Here is a 19,839-nt window from a genome sequence, read left to right as displayed (position 1 = left end):
TCTTAAATCATAGATAATATAAACTTACTGACTAATACTTGGGTACAAAAATACTTATCTTATCCTAAATTCCGGCTCAAAGATTGAAAGAACAAATTTCGAAACATGTTTGTGACACAGTCTGTTAGCGACAGAGGAGCTTAGTGGCTATCTTCGATGGGTACTCCCGAGAACTAGGAATTAGCGGATTAATAAGGCCGGCGATAAGGCCTTATTAAATATTTATTTATACTTTATTTCATAAATAGAATTATATTTCTCGGCTTCTGAAACACTATCATGAGTTTCGAATAATTTAAAAAGAAATTCTTGTCCCAATGGAACTTCTCCTCCAAAATCTTCCTTCTTAAATTCAATAGCTTTGGTAAACTTATTATGAATATTAGAAACCACACTTTCACTTGTTGTAGTATTCAAACCTTTTACCCCTACATTCAAAAACCGCTCAAAATCACTATACTCCTCCATCCATTCACTAACCTTCGGCATATAATTCTCCCTATAACTCTTTGTAGAACAAGGCATATCTGCAACATTCAAAGTTCTAAACCCCATAACTAAATAATTATCTACTAATACCTTATCTCTATAACTTATTTTTAAATCTTCATATTTTTTAATAAATGAATTATCTCTCTTTTTACCGTTCTGTAGTGACGTTAGATAATTAACTAAATTATCGTTATATGCAGATGATACATTTAAGCCTGCAACTAGTTTCTTAACATTCACATTACTAGCAACTTCTAGCCATTTATTACTAGTCTTAGCTGTTACATTGCCATAATCATCTTTTAATTCCCACTTATAATCAGTTACTATTCCTGCTTTATCCATCTTTTTCCATAATTTATATAACTCAACCCCATCTATCTTTAATTCTTTCCCTAATCTACCAATAGTACTAACTCCAGTATATTCATTTAACAAATCATCATACTTTGCTAAATGTATTGTTAATGGATAATTTGTATAACCTGCCCCTAACATTTGTTTATCAGTCACTACATCATGGTCTATTATTGGCATAGTCAAGTAATCCATATCCATACCAAAATCCTCTTTTAACTTATGTGAAGCATAATAGAACACATATTTCTTAGCTATTAATTCTGCATTTTGCTTAATCCATTCTGGCGAAGGTCTATCTTCTGGATATGGACCATGTTCTTCCTTATATTTAAATGCTACTGCCATCTCATCTTTAATCATTTCAGTAAATTGGGTAGCTTGTTTTGCTAAAACATCTAAGCTCTTTGGCTTCCCTTGTAATAAACGAAGTGTCGGAACTGTTTTTGCTCCCAAAGAAAATCTAGGCAATAACATAGCTCGTTGTGTAAGAATCGTAATATGCTCTTCTTCTAAATCTAAAAAAGTAGTTTTGAAATACTTACTAATATCCATTACAAATTCTGGCTTTACTGGCTTAACTACGTCTACAGGAGTTACTGCATTTGCAACGATTACACGAGGAGCTATTGCGTTAGTTGACATAGAAACTTTTACATCAGGGTTAGGAATAAATTCTGTTGATTGAGATATACCAGATTGACTACTATTATTGCCATTATTGGCAACAGGCGCTACACCGACTACTCTTCTTGGCTCTAAACTAACTGCTTCTCCCATTTTCTTTCCTCCTGCTAAACCTTAATTTATTTCTATGTACCTATATCGATTCACAAGTATGAAAGTTGCAGTCATTTTATATGAAAAATTTGTAATGGATATTTAATGCCACACATTCGCGTATAATACCCCCCTCAGCCCTGAACCATTCACTTCGTTCAGGTACAGGACAGCTCCCCACTTAGGGGGAGCAATTATGATATACTTTATTTATGACTAAAGAATTATATCTTCGCAAAATGAAAGGTATAAGAAAAAACCTAAGAGAAAACGCTACAAATTCTGAAAAAATACTTTGGCAACACTTAAGAAAAATGCAATTAGGTTTTAAGTTCAGACGGCAAGTAAGTATTGGTTTTTTCGTTGTTGATTTTTATTGCAAAACAGTAAATCTAGCTATTGAAGTAGATGGTGGAATACATAATAAAATAGATGTAAACGAGAGAGATAGAATTAGACAAGAAATTATCGAATCAAATTGTATTATTTTTTTAAGATTTACTAATGAAGAAATAAACGCCAACTTAGATGCTGTCTTAGATGAAATAAAAAACAAATGCACTGAACTATCCGCTCCCCCTTAGTGGGGAGCTGTCCTGCACCAGACGGTGCTGGACTGAGGGGGAATTCGATGCCCACATGTATCAACTTTTAAACATACTTATTGTTTTTAATCTTTTGTCTTCAATCTACTCCTATTAATTGGCCATAGATCCGTACGAGAGTGAATATCTAAAACTTAATGAAATTATCCGTGAGAAAACAGGATGTTTTCTAGCGAAATCAACATGGATGTTGAGTTTGAGCGGTTAGGATAATAAATTTAGTCTTAGAATGAACGAAAGTTTCGTGGTCTTAAGCCAATTAATTAATAAATAATTATTTAAACTTTATATCATACAACGCATCATCAAGAAAGGATGATGCCTCGTCTGCTTTGTCTAATATTAGAAATAAAAATTCCTGACCTAAAGGTAACCTCTTTCCATCAAAAAGCTGTTTTTTATTTTCCAAAGTTTCAAAAAACTCTTTCTTGCTATTAGAAACAGATTTTTCATCATCAAAAAATAAATGCGCGGTATTTTTTAAAATATCTGCTTCAAAACTATAATACTCCTTCATCCATTCATCAACCTTTGGTCTATAATAATTACGATAATTATCTTGTTTATAACCATCAATACCATACCCTACAGCATCAGCCTTAAACCCACCAACTAAATAATCTTTAACTAAAACTTCCGTACAATAAGCTGATCGCAGCACTGCAAAATCTGCAGCAAAAGCACTCTCTGTCAGAAACCCACTCTTTTGTTTTCCCTTCTGTAACTTTTTTAAATATAATATTAATTTAGCTTCATACTTTGGACTAGTCTTAAGACCTGCTACAAAATTACGCACATTCATATCACTAGGTATCTGTAGCCACTTAGCTGTCTCATTGATGACCTTTTTACCATTCTCTTGAGTATCTTCCCACTTATAATTCTCAACTAAGCCTGCTGACTTTAGCTGGCTCCATATTCCATACAACTCTACTCCATTTATAAGCTCATACTTATCACCATTACTACTTAGAGCTTTACCTAAACTTCCTATTGTTCCAACACCATCATATTTATTAAGAAACTTTTCATAATCAGACAAAAAAAACGTTATATTATAATGATTAAACCCTGCATACATCTGCTTAGTATTGTACTTAACATACTTGATTATTGGCATGGATAAATAATCCATATCCATTCCAAAATCATTCAAATGCTTGTGTGAAGCATAAAAATACACATACTTTTTAGCTACTGTTTCCAATCCTTTAGCTAACCATTCTGGCAACGCAACTTTACCATCTGGTCCTGGAACTAATTTTTCATAATCATACCTAGGGTTATTTACCTTATTTTGCATTGCAAACTCTATCAATTTTTTAAACTCTGCATCATTCTGCACAACAGATTTTACTAATGAAGGATATTCAGAAACTAAATCATTCGACTCCAGTTGAACTTTCAGTGGCGGAATAGCTCCGGTATTTTTAATATCATCTATTGTAAAAGAATAATAATTCTGTGCATTTATACGTATAAACTCATACTCAAGACCTAAAAAACTCTCTTGAAAATACTTACTAATCTCAACTTCCAATTCAGGCTTCACTGGCTTAACTACGTCTACAGGAGTTACTGCATTTGCAACTATCATACCAGGAGGAGTTATGGCGTTAGTTGACATAGATATTTTTATATCTGGATTTTGCACCTGTGTTACAGTGTTCCCTGTACTGAGCGATTTATCGCTTGTTGGTCTTGTCCATTCTGCTGTTCTTTTTGGCTCTAAACTAACTGCATCTCCCATTTTCTGTCCTCCTGATTAAATTTCTAAATTATTCACTGTACCTATATCGAGTACTTATCTAGAAAATTGCAGTTATTTTGTATTAAAATTTTCTGATATATCCCCCTCAGTCTAGGTTCGGAATCTCGATACAATTGCTAACGCAATCACTCGATGGCCCATTATCACTCAACGACCAGAGGCTGTATCGAGGTGAGAGTTGCATAGCACCTGTGTGGGTTCGTGTGACAGTCGATTTAGATAAGGATTGAACTTCTACCCCATACATAGTAAAATTTACGGATAGTATTGCAAGGAGGTATTGTAAATGATTGATAATTTTGAAGCGACTAAACTAGGTGACACAGAAAACGAACTTTTCCAAACAAGTATACCTGTAGAAGAGAATTTTACAGTAAATTTATCCCTAAAAGGAACGACAATTGGTAGCGAAAGTGAATTTGAACAATCTTTAAAACAAAACTTAAACAAAGAAGAACTAAAGCCAGTAGAAAAAGAAGAATCAACTGCTACTGCGATAGCTGAACCTGTAACTAAGAAAGAAGAAAAAGCTCCTGCTCCAAAAGAAGAAGACTCAGAAGAAAAAATGTATGGAATGACTATTAAAGATCACGTTCAAGGTGACATTATTATGGCAAATATCCTTACTATTGAAAAAACTGGTGTGTTCGTGGACATTCAATTCAAATGTGAAGGGTTTGTTTCTAACGAAGAATTAAACATGGCTTCAGAAGAAAGAGAACAACTAAAAGTTGGCGATATTCTCAGATTAATGTTAGTACAACTAGAAACTAAAGAAGGTTATTCCCTACTTTCCAAAAAGAAGGCTGACTGGGAAATGGCTTGGGACGATGCCCTTGAATCTTCACAAAAAGGCGACATAGTCTATGCCGACATCATTAGTGCAGTAAAAGGTGGCCTAGTGGCTAACTATAAAGGATTAAAAGGCTTTATTCCTGCTTCACTGGTTACCAGAGCAAAAGACGAACCATTAAAAAACTTTGTAAACAAAAAGATTAAAGCTCAGCTGATTGAAGTAGACCAAAAAAGAAAGAAAATTATTCTTTCTAACAAATTCTCTGACAAAACTAAAGTAGACCCTATTGATACAAAGTTATTGGAAAGCATTGAAGTTGGCCAAGTATTAAAAGGTAAAGTAACTAGCATTAAAAATTTTGGTGCTTTTGTAAATATAGATGGTGTCGAAGGTCTAATCCATATCTCTGAAGTATCTTGGGATAGAATAGACAAAGTTGAGGACGTTCTAACCGTAGGTGAAGAGATAGAAGTTTTTGTACTTGGAGTTGATAGAGACGAACAGAAAGTATCGCTTGGACTTAAACAACTTAGTACTGACCCATGGGAAACAGTTGCTGAAACATACCCTATTGGCGAAATTATTACTGGAACAATTAACAGACTTGCAACTTATGGCGCTTTTGTAAAACTTGGTAAAGGACTAGAGGGTCTTATCCATATTTCTGAACTTAGCCATGAGCATGTAAAAAATGTGGAAGATGTTGTTGCTGTTGGTCAAGAAGTAACAGTAAAAGTACTTAGAATTATTCCAGAACAACAGAAGATTGGTCTAAGCCTTAAACAAACTCAAGAAAAAGCTCCAGAAACAGAAGAAATAGCTGAACCAGTTACAGAAACTGCAGAAGAAGTTACGGCGAATACTGAAGAATAAAAATGGCTACACCTTCCATCCTGATTATCGGGAGACCTAATGTAGGAAAATCTACATTATTTAATAGGCTAAACAAGCAAAGAAAAGCCATTGTTCATGATTTTCCTGGAGTTACCAGAGACTTAATCTTCTCCTATTGCAATTATGAAGGCAAAAACTTTATACTCATAGACAGTGGAGGAATCGGCATGGAAGATTCTGTTATGATGACTCAAGATGCCTTTCAGAAACAAATCGAAGAAAATGTTAAAGGCGCGATTGAAACCTCCGACCTGATTGTCTTTTTAACTGACTCCCAAGAAGGTTTAAACCCTTATGACAAGGTTATTGCTAACAGTCTAAGGCCTTATAAGGAAAAAGTAGTTTTAGCCGTAAATAAGACGGAAAATGAAGTTCAAGAATTCGGTGCTGCAGAATTCTTCAAGCTAGGAATACAGGAAGTGTTTTTCATTAGCTCAACCCAAGGGATTGGCATTGAGAATATGATGACTCAAATCTTTAGAAAACTAAAGATAACTAACAAAACAAGTGGCTTCGTGGACAGAGAAAATATAAAAAAAATAGCTATAATCGGCAGACCTAACGTGGGAAAATCCTCCATATTTAACGCCTTAGCGGGCAAAGAAATGATGATTGTCAGCGATGTAGCTGGGACAACCCGAGATAGCGTTGACCATCTTATAACCTATCACCAAAGAGAATATCTCTTTATTGATACTGCTGGTCTAAAGAAAAAGAACCAACACACCAAGGATGCAATCGACTTTTACAGCTATGTCAGAACTATTAAAGCCATTAGTGATTGCGACATCTGCTTATTCATAATTGATGCAGCTGATGGAGTTACGAATATGGATAAACATATCGCAGACCTTATCATAGAAGAAGGAAGAGCCATGATTATTCTAGTGAATAAATGGGATAAAGTAGAAAAAGACACCAACTCCATGGTTGCCTATACAAAATACATCTATCAGCAACTCAATTTTGCTGACCACGCACCACTTATCTTTACTTCTGCAGTTACAAGACAACGACTGATAAATGTTTTCGACACTATCGATTCTATTTATGAAAATTATATAAAAAGAATCTCGACGCCCAAAATGAATAAATTCCTTGATGAACTTAAAAATAAACCCGGCTTTAATTCTGTTTTCAAATCACAGGGTAAAATATTATATATATCTCAAGTAGAAAAAGCACCACCTAGATTTGTAGTATTTGTAAACAAAAAAGAACACTTTAAAGAAAATTTTACTAGATTCATAACTAAAACAATAAGACAAACTTTTGGGTTTGCTGGTTGTACTATCAAGATAAACTACAAAGAAAAAGTCAAAACTACTACTTAGCTGGGTCTGACCTTAACACTTTCATTTTTCTTAAATAAGCGGGTATTTCTATTTCCTCGGCAAAATCATCGAATTGGTCAGCATCAGAATTATAGACAACTGAATCTGAATCATCTTCTTGTTCAGAGACAACCTCTTCTGCTTGGATTTCAAAATCGTCAGACAACTCTGGTTTTTCAATTTCTTTTTCCATAACTCTAACTTCTCGTTCAACTGTTTTGTTATTCAAAAAAGCTGGTCGTTCTACTTCTTTGTCTTCTTTTTTCTTAACAGACGCGTAAGGAGTAACAATAATAACCTCTTCTTTTGCTTTATTTGCTGTTCTTAAAGGTTTAAACCCAGTGGCAATAACCGTAACCACAACTTCATCACCCAAGCGCTCATCAATACCAGCACCCCAGATAATGTTTGCGTTTGGATCTACAGCATCGCAAATTAAATCAGCAGCTTCTTGCACTTCAATCATGGACAAAGCTTCGTTGCCAGAAATGTGAATAATTACACCAGTTGCGCCTGTGATAGATTCTTCCAATAACGGGCTATTAATCGCAGCTTCAGCAGCTTCCACAGCTCTTTGATTTCCACTACTTTTGCCAATACCAATCATTGCAGAGCCAGCATCTTTCATAACCTTCTTAATATCTGCAAAGTCTAAATTGATTAAATCACATTTGGTTATAAGCTTAGAAATGCCTTCCACCCCTTGAAGCAAAACATCATCAGCTATAGAAAAAGCATCTTTTAACGGAGTATTTCTTTCTACAACTTGTAACAATTTATCATTAGGAATAACAATTAAAGCATCAACGCTTTCTCTTATTTTTTCGATACCTTCTTCAGCTTGTCTCTTTCTGATAGGACCTTCAAACCTAAATGGTTTTGTAACAACACCTATTGTCAGCACGCCAGACTCTTTAGCAAGCTTAGCTACAATAGGAGAAGCACCAGTACCTGTTCCACCACCCATCCCACAAGTGACGAATAGCATGTCGGCATCTGCGACTGCTTCTTTAAGGTCTTCCTCGTTCTCTAACGCTGCTTTTTCTCCTGTTTCAGGATCAGCACCAGCACCTAAACCTTTGGTAAGATTCTTCCCGATATGCAAAATATTTTCAGCAAGTGTACTTGTTAACGCTTGAGAATCTGTATTAACTGACCAAAACTCAACTCCATCTAATCCCATTCTAACCATTCTGTTAACGGCATTATTACCGCCACCGCCAACTCCGATTACTTTGATTCTTGCAAATTGTTTAATTTCTTCCATTACACACTCCATATTTCGAGATTATTCATCACTTTTTTAAGTATATCATATTAAAACAAATCTTCAACAGCCCTGAAAATCCTTGAAAACACTCCCTTTTGAGTAGATAAACTATCATAAAGAAAAATTTCATTGTTTTGAGAGTAATGAATATTACCTACAGCATAAATGTGTTCAGGTTGGCTAGAAATTGTAGATACATTAAAAAGCTCTAAATCCCAACGTTCACTAAGGAATTTATCAGCACCCGAAGGATGACCTTTGCCTAAAAGCAATAATTTAGGCCTATTATCTACTATAGTTGTTACTTCTATCTCATCTTCAATCATAGAAATAATTTCTTCATACCTAGCGGATACTATCTGATTTATTTCTTTTTGCGAATAATTAAAATCTTTATTGATTATGTCACCCTTCTCTAAATCAGTGTTCATGGATGAATAAGTAACTTTTAACCTTTCTGCATCCGACAATTTTGTCTTTAATACATAAGCTAAGTCTCTACTAATAATATCGCCACCAAAAGGTAATGATATAAAATTACGTAAAAGGCCACTGCTTATATAATAGGCATAAGTAACTTCCCCGCCCATATCAATACAAAAAACATCTTGTTCTCTTTCTTTGGCTCCAGCTTTGTTTAAAAATAGGTTGATAAACGAAAATGGTGGTGCAATAAACTTACCAAGCTTCATATTAAGAGAGCTCATAATATTATTAAATTGTTCATAAATGTACTCATTATACGAAACAACAAACAAATCCATAGATAATTGTGAGCCTGTCCTAAAAATAGGGTCTTTAATGGCCTTTCCATCTATTCGATACGTAAGAGGTGCCGTATGCAGGATAATAGAACCCTTGCATTTTTCTCTTGCCATATTGATTAGCTCAACTTTGTGCTCTGGCTCCACTCTGTTCCCACTTATTAACATAGAAACAGGCACTACCTTAGAGGAATAATGACTCATAGGCAAAGTAACTAACACTTTTCTTTCTATCACCTTTGTATCATCCATTTCTCCGTCTATCTTATTAAAAGAACGAACAATAAAGTCTCGAAAATTATTAAAATCTAGCATTTTTTTAGTTAAAGGTTCGGGGTAACGTATTCTTAAATAATCAAGAACTTTAAAATCATGAGAATCCATTAATTCATTTTTGGAAATTTTTAACGAGGTGGTTCCGAAATCAAGGCCGTAAATTATGTTATTGATGTTAGGTTTGTTTTTTTTAGCCTGCATATTATTTTGCCTCTTTCCGATTATAACACAAAGTCAATCTAGGACTAAATAAATATCGTCTGCGAACTTTTTTAATGACACAAATACAAAATTGTAATTGTCACTTAGATTTTCTGTTTGGTTGGAAATCATCACCGAGACAGCCCCAATGTTCTTTGCAAATTGCATATCAGAAGAGGTGTCTCCCACCATAAATAGTTGTGCGTCTTTAATGTCTGAAAAATCCTTTAACGCCAGCAAATACATGCCTGTATTAGGTTTACGGCAAGAACATCCTTCATTACGGAAATGAGGGCAATAATAAACTGCATCCACCTTACCTCCACCACTCTCAATAGTTTCCAACATAAACCTATGGATTGCTGACAAATCTTCTTCCGTCATCAATCCTTTGGCTATTCCTTGCTGATTAGTGACAATGAAAACTCTATCAAAAACTTTATTAAATTTTACTATCGCTTCTAAAACACCTGGAATAAATTCAAATTCATCAACTTTAGTTACATAATCATCGATCAAACGCTTATTAATAACACCATCTCGATCAAGGAAGAGTATCTTCTTCTTATCTGACATATCTCACCACCGGATAATCAGGGTAACGAATGTCTATATACATGATATCGTCTTTTCTATCTTTAATGTTCTTAAACAAAGTTTTAAATACTTTAATTTTATCATCCAATCTATCTGTATCCCCTATCTTGATATCAAAAATGTCATCTGTCATAACTACTATATCTTTTTTACTTGTAACATCAAGCTTGAGAGTTTCTTTCCCAAAAAAATTAAAGAATTTTTTTAAAAGGTTTTTTAATAACCCAGTGTATTCTGCAGGAAGACTTGTTTGATTAATCAATAAGTTCTCATCTATGCCTGTCAAAATTGGTAAATCTAAAATATTTTCTAAATCAAATACGTTCCCTGAAGCATCAACGTTTAACAAAATACCCTCTTCACTAACCACATAACAGTTAGGATAATAAATAATATTAACAAACGGCTCCTTTTCCTTTAATTTAAAGGTTACTGTTTTCTTAAAAGGATTCTTTTTAATCATCACCTTGTGTAACTGTGGAATAGCATTAGTAAGCTCCTTACTAATCTTGGCACTTGGGTAATATAAAAGATTGTCACCATAATTAAGAGTAGATGCAGTTTGTAGTAAACGTTCTTTGGTGACAAAAAGATTATTGGTCACTTCGAAAGAATTGATAGTCCAAATATCTAATTTACTAAATAACCAACCGACTAAAAACAAAAATAAGATGAAAATAACTAAAAATAATTTTTTCTTCTTTTTCATAGCGAAGTTTGGATAATTACTTCCAATAAGGCATCAAACTCTAATCCGTCCGCCTTAGCTTGCGCTGGTAAATCACTAGTTTCTGTCATACCGGGGGAAGTGTTCAACTCCAACACAAATGGACCCAACTTTTCATCTATAATCATATCTACTCTTGCGGCACCCTTGCAACCAATTGCATCATAGGCTCTTTTCGCTATCTCTTTTACCAACAACTCGTCTTTTTCACTTAACTCGGCAGGCAAAATAAAATCAGTCATACCCTTCGTGTACTTCGCTTCAAAATCATAAAATCTGTTCTTTGGCCTTAATTCCAAAATCGGCAGAACTCTCTCACCAACTATACTGACAGTTACTTCTTTGCCAACAACAAACTTTTCAGCAAATAAATTGGTAAACTTATCCTTTAATAAACTATAAGCTAATTTTGCTTTATCAAAATCATCTACTATTTCAATACCAATACTTGAACCCTCTAATGCTGGTTTGATAACCGCTGGGTAGCTAAGAATCTTTTCGAGGTCTTTCTCGCAATTGATTAAACAAAACTCTGCGGTGGGAATACCATACAACAATAGAACCTTCTTAGTTAAAAGTTTATCAAAAGATAAGACTGAGGCTATTACACCTGAACCAGAATAAGGGATTCCAGTTTTATCCAATTTAGCCTGAATAAAACCATCTTCTCCTCCTTCGCCATGTAAAGCAATAAAGGCAAAATCAACATCAGTCGGTATCGCTTGAAATTCTGGATCTATCTCGGTAACTTCATAACCTGTTAGCCTTAAAGAATCTGCAACATTTCTACCAGAACGAAGTGAAATTTCTTTCTCTGAGGAAGTCCCACCCATCAAAACAACTATCTTGTTTATCCCTTTAATTTTCATAACATTATTGTATCCTTTTGAGTTTCTAGTGTCTAGTTTCCAGATTATGTCCCAAGTCCTTCATCCCTCGTTTTTGCAATGGTGAGCAGAAATTGCTATATTTTCTATATTGGATCTAATTGCAAATACCGAATTGCTCTTTCTGTAACTTCTTTAAAGATTGGCACAGCAGAAGAAGCGGCATATTTCATTCTCCGAGGGTCATTAACCATTATAACCATTGCAAATCTTGGCTTAGCGACAGGGAAAACTCCTAAAAAGGTAGTATTATACTGACCATACAGATAACGATTATACTCTGGAGAAAAGAGTCTCGCAGTACCTGTTTTTCCGCCTATAGAAAAATTATCTATCCGTGTTGCAACACCAGTGCCTTCTTCAACAGTTCTTCTCATCGCTTCCATCATAAAGGCTGAGGTGTGTTTACTTAGTATTTTTTCCTTTTTCCCTTTATCTCCCTTAATAATATATGGCTGAACCAAGTCCCCACCATTTGCAAAAACAGCAACAGCTCTTACTAATTGAAGAGGCGTAGCAGTTAACCCATAACCAAAAGCCATTCTACTTAAATCTACTTTATACCAATTAGAAAAATGACGTAAAGAGCCAGGACTTTCACCAGGAAGTTCTATTCCAGTTCTTCTTCCAAAACCAAACTTAATAAAATTTTTATAAAGTTTTTCAGCTCCCAGATTTAAACCAATTGTTGCTGCGCCAACATTAAGGGATTTAATAATAATTTCAGAAACGTCTTTAGTTAACGATTCATCAACTTGTGCATCATGCGCCTCTTCAATCACAGAATTATCCACTACTAACCTATTAGGAGAATAAATTTTATCTTTGTCTTTAATTACTCCTTCCTCCAATGCAGCTGCTATAGTAAATAACTTCATGACACTTCCTGGCTCATAATCCATAAAAATAGCTCTGTTCCAGAAACAAGTAGGGTCTTTAATAAAGTCTGGGGAATAATCGTTTGGATCAAAAGCTGGGTAACTACCCATTGCATATATTTCACCAGTATAAACATCCATAATTACTCCAGAAGCACTCCTTGCACCCACATTCTCCACGCCACGCTCTAAGGCAACTTCCAAAATAAATTGCAGATATTTATCTATAGTTGTTTCAATATGGTTACCATCTTTTACTGGAGAAATTTTCTTCTTATCACTAAAGATTACCCTACCCTTTAAGTCGCTTTCCAAAATCATGAAACCTGATTTTCCTGCCAAGGTTTTATCATAGGCTTTCTCTAAGCCATCTTTGCCATCATTGTCCCAACCAACAAACCCAATAAGCTGAGAGGCGGTTCGCTTTCCGGGATAAGTTCTAATGGAATCGGGTAATAAATCAAAGCCCTTAGCAGTTAATTTAAGAGCAGTTGGCTTATCAACCTTCGTTTTAACAAGAATATAAGAGTTATGAGCTAACAAATGCTCAGACTTGTCTGCGCTGAGACCTAAAATGTCGCGCATTTCTTTTAAAACTAAAGCTGGATTCTTTTTCTTATAACGAGGGTCCAAATATACAGAATATGCCTTTGATGAAGAAGCCAAAAGAACACCATTCCGATCTCGAATATCTCCTCTGTTTGGATAAATCGTGATTTTTCTCTTTTGCTGTGCTTTGGACTGATCCTTAAAAAAATCATACCTAATTACTTGCAACCAAAACATTCTTAAAATTATCAAAACTATAATCAGAAGAAAAAAATAAACAACAAATAAAATACGCTTATTTTGACTACTATTCACTTATATACTCTATCTTTTTTGGAAAAGACATCCCTAACTCTTCCTGTGCCCTTTTGTCTATTTCCTTAAGGTCATTCGCAGTTTCTATTTTCAAAAAAAGGATTTTATTGTCTTCCAACAACTTATTATATCTATTTTGTGCGGCTTGAAGAGAGTAATTCAAATTTATATTAATTGTGTGAATAACCAACAAAAAAACTACAAGCAAAAAAGCAGTTAACATTATCCGAAAGTTTAATTTTGAACGTTCCATTTATTTTTTCTCTATTCCTCTTAATCTTGCACTTTTTGACCTACTGTTAGTTTTAACTTCCGCCCACTTAGGAGGGATTGCCCCTTGGGTCAATTTTAAACCATCACCGTTAGTAATCAAAGTTTTGAAAACATTTTTCACTATCCTGTCTTCCAAAGAATGAAAGGTTATGACAAGTATTCTACCTTTACTATTAAGCAACGACCATAAATCAATTAAAGCTTTTTCTAAAATCTCAAGCTCTCCGTTGACCTCTATCCTTAATGCCTGAAAAACTCTTTTTACAGAGCTTTGCTTTTGTTGATAACCCCCATAAATAACTTTATGAATAAGGGCAACCAACTCTGTTGTTTTAGTTAAAGGAGCTATGCTTCTCGCCCTGACAATTTCAGCTGCGATAATCCTACTTTTCCTTTCCTCACCAAACTCGTAAAAGATATCTGCTAAACGTTCCTCATCATAGTCTCTTAGTATCTGTTCTGCTGTTGTCTTGCTACTGGACTGATCCATCCTCATATCCAGTGGACCTTCGTTCATATAAGAAAAACCCCGTTTAGCTTCGTCTAACTGGAAAGAAGAAACACCAAGGTCTATTAAAACTCTATCAAACTTAATCTTATTAAAAATCTTAGAAACTTCTGAAAAATTACCGTGAACTAGCCTTAGTCTCTTGTCTGAAAGTTTATTTTTTACAAAATTTAAAGCATCCTTGTCTTGGTCTAAGCCATAATAAGTTATATTGGGAAATTTTTCTAATATTATAGAAGCATGACCACCGCCACCTAAAGTACAATCTAAAACAAGATTTCCCTTTTCAGGCTCAAGATACTTAATTACTTCCTCGGCTAAAACTGGAACATGATATTTCATTTTTTTGCAACAAACCTTAAGAAAGCATGAATGCCTGTATTAATATCCTGAAAATATTGCTTATTCGTATAAAAAAACATTAATAATGCAAAGAAGTTGCAACTCATGGAAAAGACAATTGCTTTCTCTGGAAGATAAGGGTTTGTTACTATTTTTATTTCTTTAATACTTTCCTTCTTTATATAGTTATCATGTGAGAAAAAAACCAATCCTACTTTTAAAAACTTGGAAAACTCAACATCATATTTCTCGTAATCCCACCAGTTGTCACTCTTCAGTAAATTCAAAGTTAATCCTTCAGCATAAATTTCTGCTTGATTATCACCACTTTCAAAGAACAACGTAGGAACAACTACTGGTAAAGTTTTGGTATAAAAAACAACAAATTCATCCTGATTAGAAGGCAACATGCCAGGCTCAAACAATTGGTTATCTAAACCAAAAAAGACTCTTTTTAAAGGGCTTGCTTCCCGTTGGATTTTTTCAAAAGTATCCTTAGGAATGGAAAGACCTTGCTGCAGAATTTTTGTCATGATGTGATTGTGCGTGTTTAGCAATTTGTCCATCTGTTGTGCTTGCGAATGCTGTTGTGTTTGCTCAGAACGATTGGCCTTATTCATCTGTTTTACAGTATGCGCCCCTATGTTTTCTAGACTCATTGCACTTCCTTATTTGCTCGAAAAAACCTAGAAACAGAAATATCATCCAAGAACTTAGATTCCTCTTTGTCCATCATTTTTTTCCACTCCAGACGTTTTTTCTCTTTGTCTTTATCTAAAATCTTCCTATCTTTTAAGGCCTTAAGCAACTTTTTGTCTTCTTCTTTTTTCCTGTCTTCAGCTTTGATTGTTCGCTTCTTTTGTTCATCAAACTTTTCTTTTAAAACTTCTAAATGATACTTCCGTAATTGTATCTCCGTAAAATCGAAAGGCTTGAGCCCATTATAAATATCTAAAATCTGATTGTTTTCTTGATCTTGCTCTGCAATAATTACGCGTTCTTTCTCTCGTTCTTCTACTACTGCCCTCTGAGCTTTTGCAACTTCTTCTTTTTGCAATGCCTCTCTGATGTTTCTAACTTTCAAAACTGCGTCCAATTTATATTTATAACGCTTACTTTTCTTTTGTTTAGGCATAGATATAGTATACAGTTCAATCGTTCAATCGTTCAATGGTTCATTGGCTTGCTTCCATACTTCGACGGACTCAGTGCAGGCAAGCTCAATACAGTTCTACATCTCGATACAATTACTAACGCAATTACTCGACGACCAAGCAATTACTCTGTAAAACAAAAAAACACTCTGACCAGATCTAAGCCTTAAGAAGATATAGGAGTAACTGCAGGATTATCTACGGCATAAGCTGACTTATACTCTTTTTCTAAATAGTCCTTTGTAACAACCATATCAATAAAACTCCAAGGGAGCTCTTCACTTAAATCGTAACCCTTTAAATACTTGTCTACGTCTAAACCCAGCTCTTCCGCTGATTTATCCCAAATATCATATTTAAACCGATCATACCAAGAATCAAAGCTCGCACCATTCTGATAAGCTCGCAAAACAAGGCCTGCTACTTTTTCATCACCACGGCTAAGAATAGATTCTAGCTTACTCAAATTCGTATCTGTCCATCTTAGTTCCATTTGTCTATGCCTTAAATTCGACTTGAAAAATGAAAGCTTCTCCTCTAGCACTTCCACGCTATCTTGCGCACACCACTGAAAAGGCGTAAAAGGTTTAGGAACAAAATTGGAGATATTAATTATCAATTTATTCTTCTTTGGCTTGATATAATCCATAATTTTATATACCAACGCGACCAACTCTTCTAAGTCTTTGGTCGTTTCCCTTGGTAAACCAATCATAAAATACATTTTGATACTCTTATTACTATTTAAAGACGCAAACTTAGCTGTTCTTAAAATATCTTCTTCTGTTATTTGCTTTTTTATTACATCACGCAAAAACTGACTACCAGCCTCTGGCGCAATAGTTACACCTGTTTGTCTAACTTTATTCATCATAAATGAAAGTTCATCAGTAAAAGAATCTACCCTTAACGAAGGAAGGCTCAAAGACACTTGTCGTTCATAACATTCCTGATTTAATTCCTTTAGCAAAGAAATGATCTGTGGATGGTCACCAGAGCTCAAGGAAGATAAAGATAGCTCCTGATAACCGGTTTTTTCAATTACCTTCATTCCTTGCTCAATCAACTTATCTTTATCCCTAATCCTCAATGGTTTATTAATGTACGAAGCCTGACAAAACCGACAAACACGAGGACAACCCTTCATTATTTCCAAGCTAAATCTACCATGGACAACATCAATAAGAGGCACAAGAGGCTCAGTTAGGAGTTTTTCCTCTAGAAAACCAGTATAAACATTCCTTTTAACAACCTTCTTACCCAAATCTGGAACATAGGCCCAAGGTTTTTTGTTTATCTCTTCTAAAATTTGCAGTTTAGAAAACTTCTTTACATATTTAAGCTCATAAATCATATCCGCAATCTCAACAAAAGCATCTTCACCATCACCAATAACTATAAAATCAAAAAAAATACTCATAGGCAAAGGATTAGAAACCCCGCCACCACCAGCATAAACAATAGGCATTTCTTCCGCTGCTAACCTATCTTTTGCTAGCAATGGAATAAATGCTAGATCTAAAGCGAGCAAAGCATTAGTGAAACTTAGCTCTGTAGAAAAAGAAAAAGCAAGTGCGTCAAACTCGCTAAGGGCTTTGCTAGACTCTAAAGAAAATAAAGGAACTTTCCTTTCCTTTAACATCTCTTCCATGTCGCTGTCAGGCAAAAAACATCGCTCTAATACATGCGCTGACTTACGGTTGATTAAATCATAGAATATCTGTAAGGCTAAATTGCTCATGCCAATTTCGTACCTATCAGGATACACTAAGCAAATCTTAGCCTTTACCTCTTTCCAATCCTTCTTAACTATATTCATTTCATGCGCAATATATTGCGAAGGCTTCCTAACCTTAATTAAATGTCTTTGAATAAAATCTGTTACGCTCTGCATAAAAACAATCCTTCCACTTTACTAGGCGAATACTTCTCTAGTTCCTTTTTGATCTCATTATACGTTGTTCCCGATGTGTAAATATCATCCACAACGAGAATTCTTTTTCCCATTATGCCATTACCATTTCTAACTTTAAAAACATTTTTCATGGTTCTTTCTCTCTCTGCTCTACCTTTTTTAAATAAAACTCCAGTGTTTCTCTTTCTATAAGCTATGCCTTCTTTGTAATGAGGCACATTCCCAAACAATTCCCGCACATGAAAAAATCCTCGGTGCAATGTTCGAAACCAATGACAAGGAACCGGTATCACAAGGTCATAATTATCAAAAAAAGCTTTGTCCATTTTGCTAGCAAACAACTTTGCTATATTTTTTTCTTTTTCAAACTTCAAGGCATGTATCATTTTCTTGACTGAACCCGAATATTTATACAAATAAAATAGTCCATCCCCAAACTTAGTTATCTTGGGGGCTTTGGGTACACATTCTCCACAAATTCTTGACTCGGATACAGCCCCACAAATTATGCACTTATGAGGAAATACCTTATCAATTAGCTTTAATATCAATTTTCGCAATACGCTCAACATGGTTAAAATCCTCAAAAAAAGTTACATCAAAAATTAGCAATTTTTCACAAATAAACCTTACGTCTGCAGCCTGATCATAGCCTATCTCCATAAAAATACTTACATTACACTTTAATTCCAGCGCTCGCACTAAAAGATCTTTAATCACAGTAAGACCATCGTCACCACCGTCCAAAGCTAAGATAGGCTCAAAATCTTTAACTTCAGGTTGCAGTGTTGGAATATCAGCACTACGAATATATGGTGGATTTGTCACAATAACTAAAGGAAGATTTTCACTAATCTTTTCACTATCAAAAAAAGGGATATTTTGAAAATTTATATCAACTTTATTTGCCAAAGCATTACTCTTGGCAACATTAATTGCGTCCAGAGAAATATCTGTAGCAAAAACAGAAGTGTCTGGAAATTTCTTTTTTAAATAAATAGCAATGGCTCCCGAACCAGTCCCCACATCAATAATAGCCTGCACACCAGGCATTCTAGAAATATAATGCTCAGCTTTGACAACAAGGTCTTCTGTTTCTGGCCTGGGAATAAGAACGCCTTTTTCAACCTTAATAGGCAAACCCATAAACTCTGTATATCCAAGAATATATTCTAACGGCTCATGCTCAGCTCTCTTGAGTAACAAAACTTTGTAATCGGCTAATTCCTTTGGATTTAATGGTCGATCAAATTGCAGAAATAAATGTAGTTTTGGTAATTTCAAAATATGTGAAAGTAACAGTTGGGAGGTTAATTTAGCTGGTTCAATCCCTTTGTTTTTGAAATAAACTGCGGACCAATCCAGCAATTTCTTTACTGTCCAAACTTCATCCATTAAATATTTTTGAGTTTCTCTAATTGATCAGCTGATTGAAGGCCATCAATCAATTCATCAAGATCACCGTTCATAATATAATCCAACTTATATAAAGTTAAGTTAATTCGATGGTCTGTAACCCTATTCTGTGGATAATTGTAGGTTCTGATTTTCTCGCTTCTATCCCCTGAACCAACCATTTGCTTACGTTGTGCTGATTCTTTAGAATGTCGTTCCTCTTCCTTTGCATCCCATATCTTTGACTTTAAAAGGCTCATCGCTTTATCTCTGTTTTTATGTTGAGATCTCTCGTCCTGGCAAGCGACAACAATTCCAGTTGGAAGGTGTGTTATCCTGACCGCTGAGTCTGTCTTATTAACATGCTGACCTCCGGCTCCACTCGCACGGTAGGTATCTATTTTTAAATCTTTTGATTCAACTTCAACGTCTGCATTATCTATTTCTGGCATAACTGCCACAGTTGCAGCAGAAGTATGCAACCTGCCACTTGATTCAGTTGAAGGAACACGCTGAACACGATGTATTCCACTTTCAAACTTCAGTCTACTATAAACACCGTTGCCCTTTACATATAAAACTACTTTCGCTAAACCACCAGCATCAGACTCATTTTCATCAATTAATTCTGCTGTCCATCCCATATTATTAATATACCTACTATACATATCAAACAAATCCCTAGCAAAGATTGCTGCCTCTTCCCCGCCAGTGCCTCCTCTAACCTCCAAATAAGCATTATTATTGTCGTTAGGGTCT

18 protein-coding genes and 1 pseudogene are annotated in these 19,839 nt (G+C 34.9%); 3 read left to right on the top strand and 16 right to left on the bottom strand.

Features of this window, described 5'->3' with window-relative positions; translation table 11 throughout:
• Positions 1-222 precede the first annotated feature (222 nt).
• On the bottom strand, positions 223-1,629 hold the full coding sequence (locus PHF25_04930) for a hypothetical protein (protein MDD4527365.1): 1,407 nt from the start codon (positions 1,627-1,629) through the stop codon (positions 223-225).
• 212 nt (positions 1,630-1,841) lie between these two features.
• Here PHF25_04930 and PHF25_04925 point away from each other — a divergent pair, with 212 nt between their 5' ends.
• A complete protein-coding gene (locus PHF25_04925) occupies positions 1,842-2,213 on the top strand; it encodes an endonuclease domain-containing protein (GenBank protein MDD4527364.1) in 372 nt (123 codons plus the stop codon).
• 295 nt (positions 2,214-2,508) lie between these two features.
• Here PHF25_04925 and PHF25_04920 read toward each other — a convergent pair whose 3' ends face one another.
• The gene (locus PHF25_04920; GenBank protein ID MDD4527363.1) at positions 2,509-3,984 is read right to left on the bottom strand and encodes a hypothetical protein; all 1,476 of its coding nucleotides are present in this window, start codon (positions 3,982-3,984) and stop codon (positions 2,509-2,511) included.
• Between the two features lie 307 nt (positions 3,985-4,291).
• Between PHF25_04920 and PHF25_04915 the strand changes: the two genes are divergently transcribed.
• Together PHF25_04915 and der are read left to right on the top strand one after the other, a co-directional pair.
• A complete protein-coding gene (locus PHF25_04915; GenBank protein MDD4527362.1) occupies positions 4,292-5,674 on the top strand; it encodes a S1 RNA-binding domain-containing protein in 1,383 nt (460 codons plus the stop codon).
• A 2-nt stretch (positions 5,675-5,676) separates the two neighbouring features.
• Positions 5,677-7,029, top strand: a complete 1,353-nt coding sequence (der, locus tag PHF25_04910) for a ribosome biogenesis GTPase Der (GenBank protein MDD4527361.1) — start codon at positions 5,677-5,679, stop codon at positions 7,027-7,029.
• A gap of 298 nt (positions 7,030-7,327) precedes the next feature.
• On the opposite strand, the pseudogene ftsZ reads toward der, so the two are convergent.
• The 14 genes and pseudogenes from ftsZ to prfA all read right to left on the bottom strand — a co-directional run.
• Positions 7,328-8,308, bottom strand: a pseudogene (gene ftsZ / locus PHF25_04905) (cell division protein FtsZ).
• Between the two features lie 38 nt (positions 8,309-8,346).
• A complete protein-coding gene (locus tag PHF25_04900; GenBank protein MDD4527360.1) occupies positions 8,347-9,540 on the bottom strand; it encodes a cell division FtsA domain-containing protein in 1,194 nt (397 codons plus the stop codon).
• A 33-nt stretch (positions 9,541-9,573) separates the two neighbouring features.
• Positions 9,574-10,116 (bottom strand): HAD family hydrolase, encoded by a 543-nt coding sequence (locus tag PHF25_04895; GenBank protein ID MDD4527359.1) that lies wholly within the window; start codon positions 10,114-10,116, stop codon positions 9,574-9,576.
• Positions 10,106-10,846: a cell division protein FtsQ/DivIB gene (locus PHF25_04890; GenBank protein MDD4527358.1), complete on the bottom strand. Its 741-nt coding sequence runs from the start codon at positions 10,844-10,846 to the stop codon at positions 10,106-10,108. The genes PHF25_04895 and PHF25_04890 overlap by 11 nt, the downstream gene beginning before the upstream one ends.
• Complete coding sequence (locus tag PHF25_04885; GenBank protein ID MDD4527357.1) at positions 10,843-11,733, bottom strand: D-alanine--D-alanine ligase; 891 nt, start codon at positions 11,731-11,733, stop codon at positions 10,843-10,845. The genes PHF25_04890 and PHF25_04885 overlap by 4 nt, the downstream gene beginning before the upstream one ends.
• A 104-nt stretch (positions 11,734-11,837) precedes the next feature.
• Positions 11,838-13,415, bottom strand: a complete 1,578-nt coding sequence (locus PHF25_04880; GenBank protein ID MDD4527356.1) for a penicillin-binding protein 2 — start codon at positions 13,413-13,415, stop codon at positions 11,838-11,840.
• A 70-nt stretch (positions 13,416-13,485) separates the two neighbouring features.
• Entirely contained in the window at positions 13,486-13,746 is a 261-nt protein-coding gene (locus PHF25_04875) for a hypothetical protein (GenBank protein MDD4527355.1), read from the bottom strand.
• Positions 13,747-14,616: a 16S rRNA (cytosine(1402)-N(4))-methyltransferase RsmH gene (gene rsmH / locus PHF25_04870; GenBank protein ID MDD4527354.1), complete on the bottom strand. Its 870-nt coding sequence runs from the start codon at positions 14,614-14,616 to the stop codon at positions 13,747-13,749.
• On the bottom strand, positions 14,613-15,275 hold the full coding sequence (locus PHF25_04865) for a hypothetical protein (protein MDD4527353.1): 663 nt from the start codon (positions 15,273-15,275) through the stop codon (positions 14,613-14,615). Before PHF25_04865 ends, rsmH begins: the two co-directional genes overlap by 4 nt.
• Complete coding sequence (locus tag PHF25_04860; protein MDD4527352.1) at positions 15,272-15,751, bottom strand: hypothetical protein; 480 nt, start codon at positions 15,749-15,751, stop codon at positions 15,272-15,274. The genes PHF25_04865 and PHF25_04860 overlap by 4 nt, the downstream gene beginning before the upstream one ends.
• 185 nt (positions 15,752-15,936) lie before the next feature.
• Positions 15,937-17,664, bottom strand: coding sequence for a radical SAM protein (locus PHF25_04855; GenBank protein MDD4527351.1), 1,728 nt, complete (start codon positions 17,662-17,664; stop codon positions 15,937-15,939).
• On the bottom strand, positions 17,652-18,101 hold the full coding sequence (locus tag PHF25_04850; protein ID MDD4527350.1) for a phosphoribosyltransferase family protein: 450 nt from the start codon (positions 18,099-18,101) through the stop codon (positions 17,652-17,654). The genes PHF25_04855 and PHF25_04850 overlap by 13 nt, the downstream gene beginning before the upstream one ends.
• A 115-nt stretch (positions 18,102-18,216) precedes the next feature.
• A complete protein-coding gene (gene prmC, locus PHF25_04845; protein MDD4527349.1) occupies positions 18,217-19,080 on the bottom strand; it encodes a peptide chain release factor N(5)-glutamine methyltransferase in 864 nt (287 codons plus the stop codon).
• On the bottom strand, positions 19,080-19,839 hold a 760-nt coding region (prfA, locus tag PHF25_04840), incomplete at its 5' end, for a peptide chain release factor 1 (protein MDD4527348.1). The genes prfA and prmC, both read right to left, overlap by 1 nt.

The sequence above is a fragment of the Candidatus Margulisiibacteriota bacterium genome (genome assembly GCA_028706105.1).
Classification (GTDB): Bacteria; Margulisbacteria; Riflemargulisbacteria; order GWF2-35-9; family DYQY01; genus DYQY01.
The sequence above is the reverse complement of the archived record's forward strand: the minus strand, read 5'-3'. Positions and strand labels throughout refer to the sequence as shown.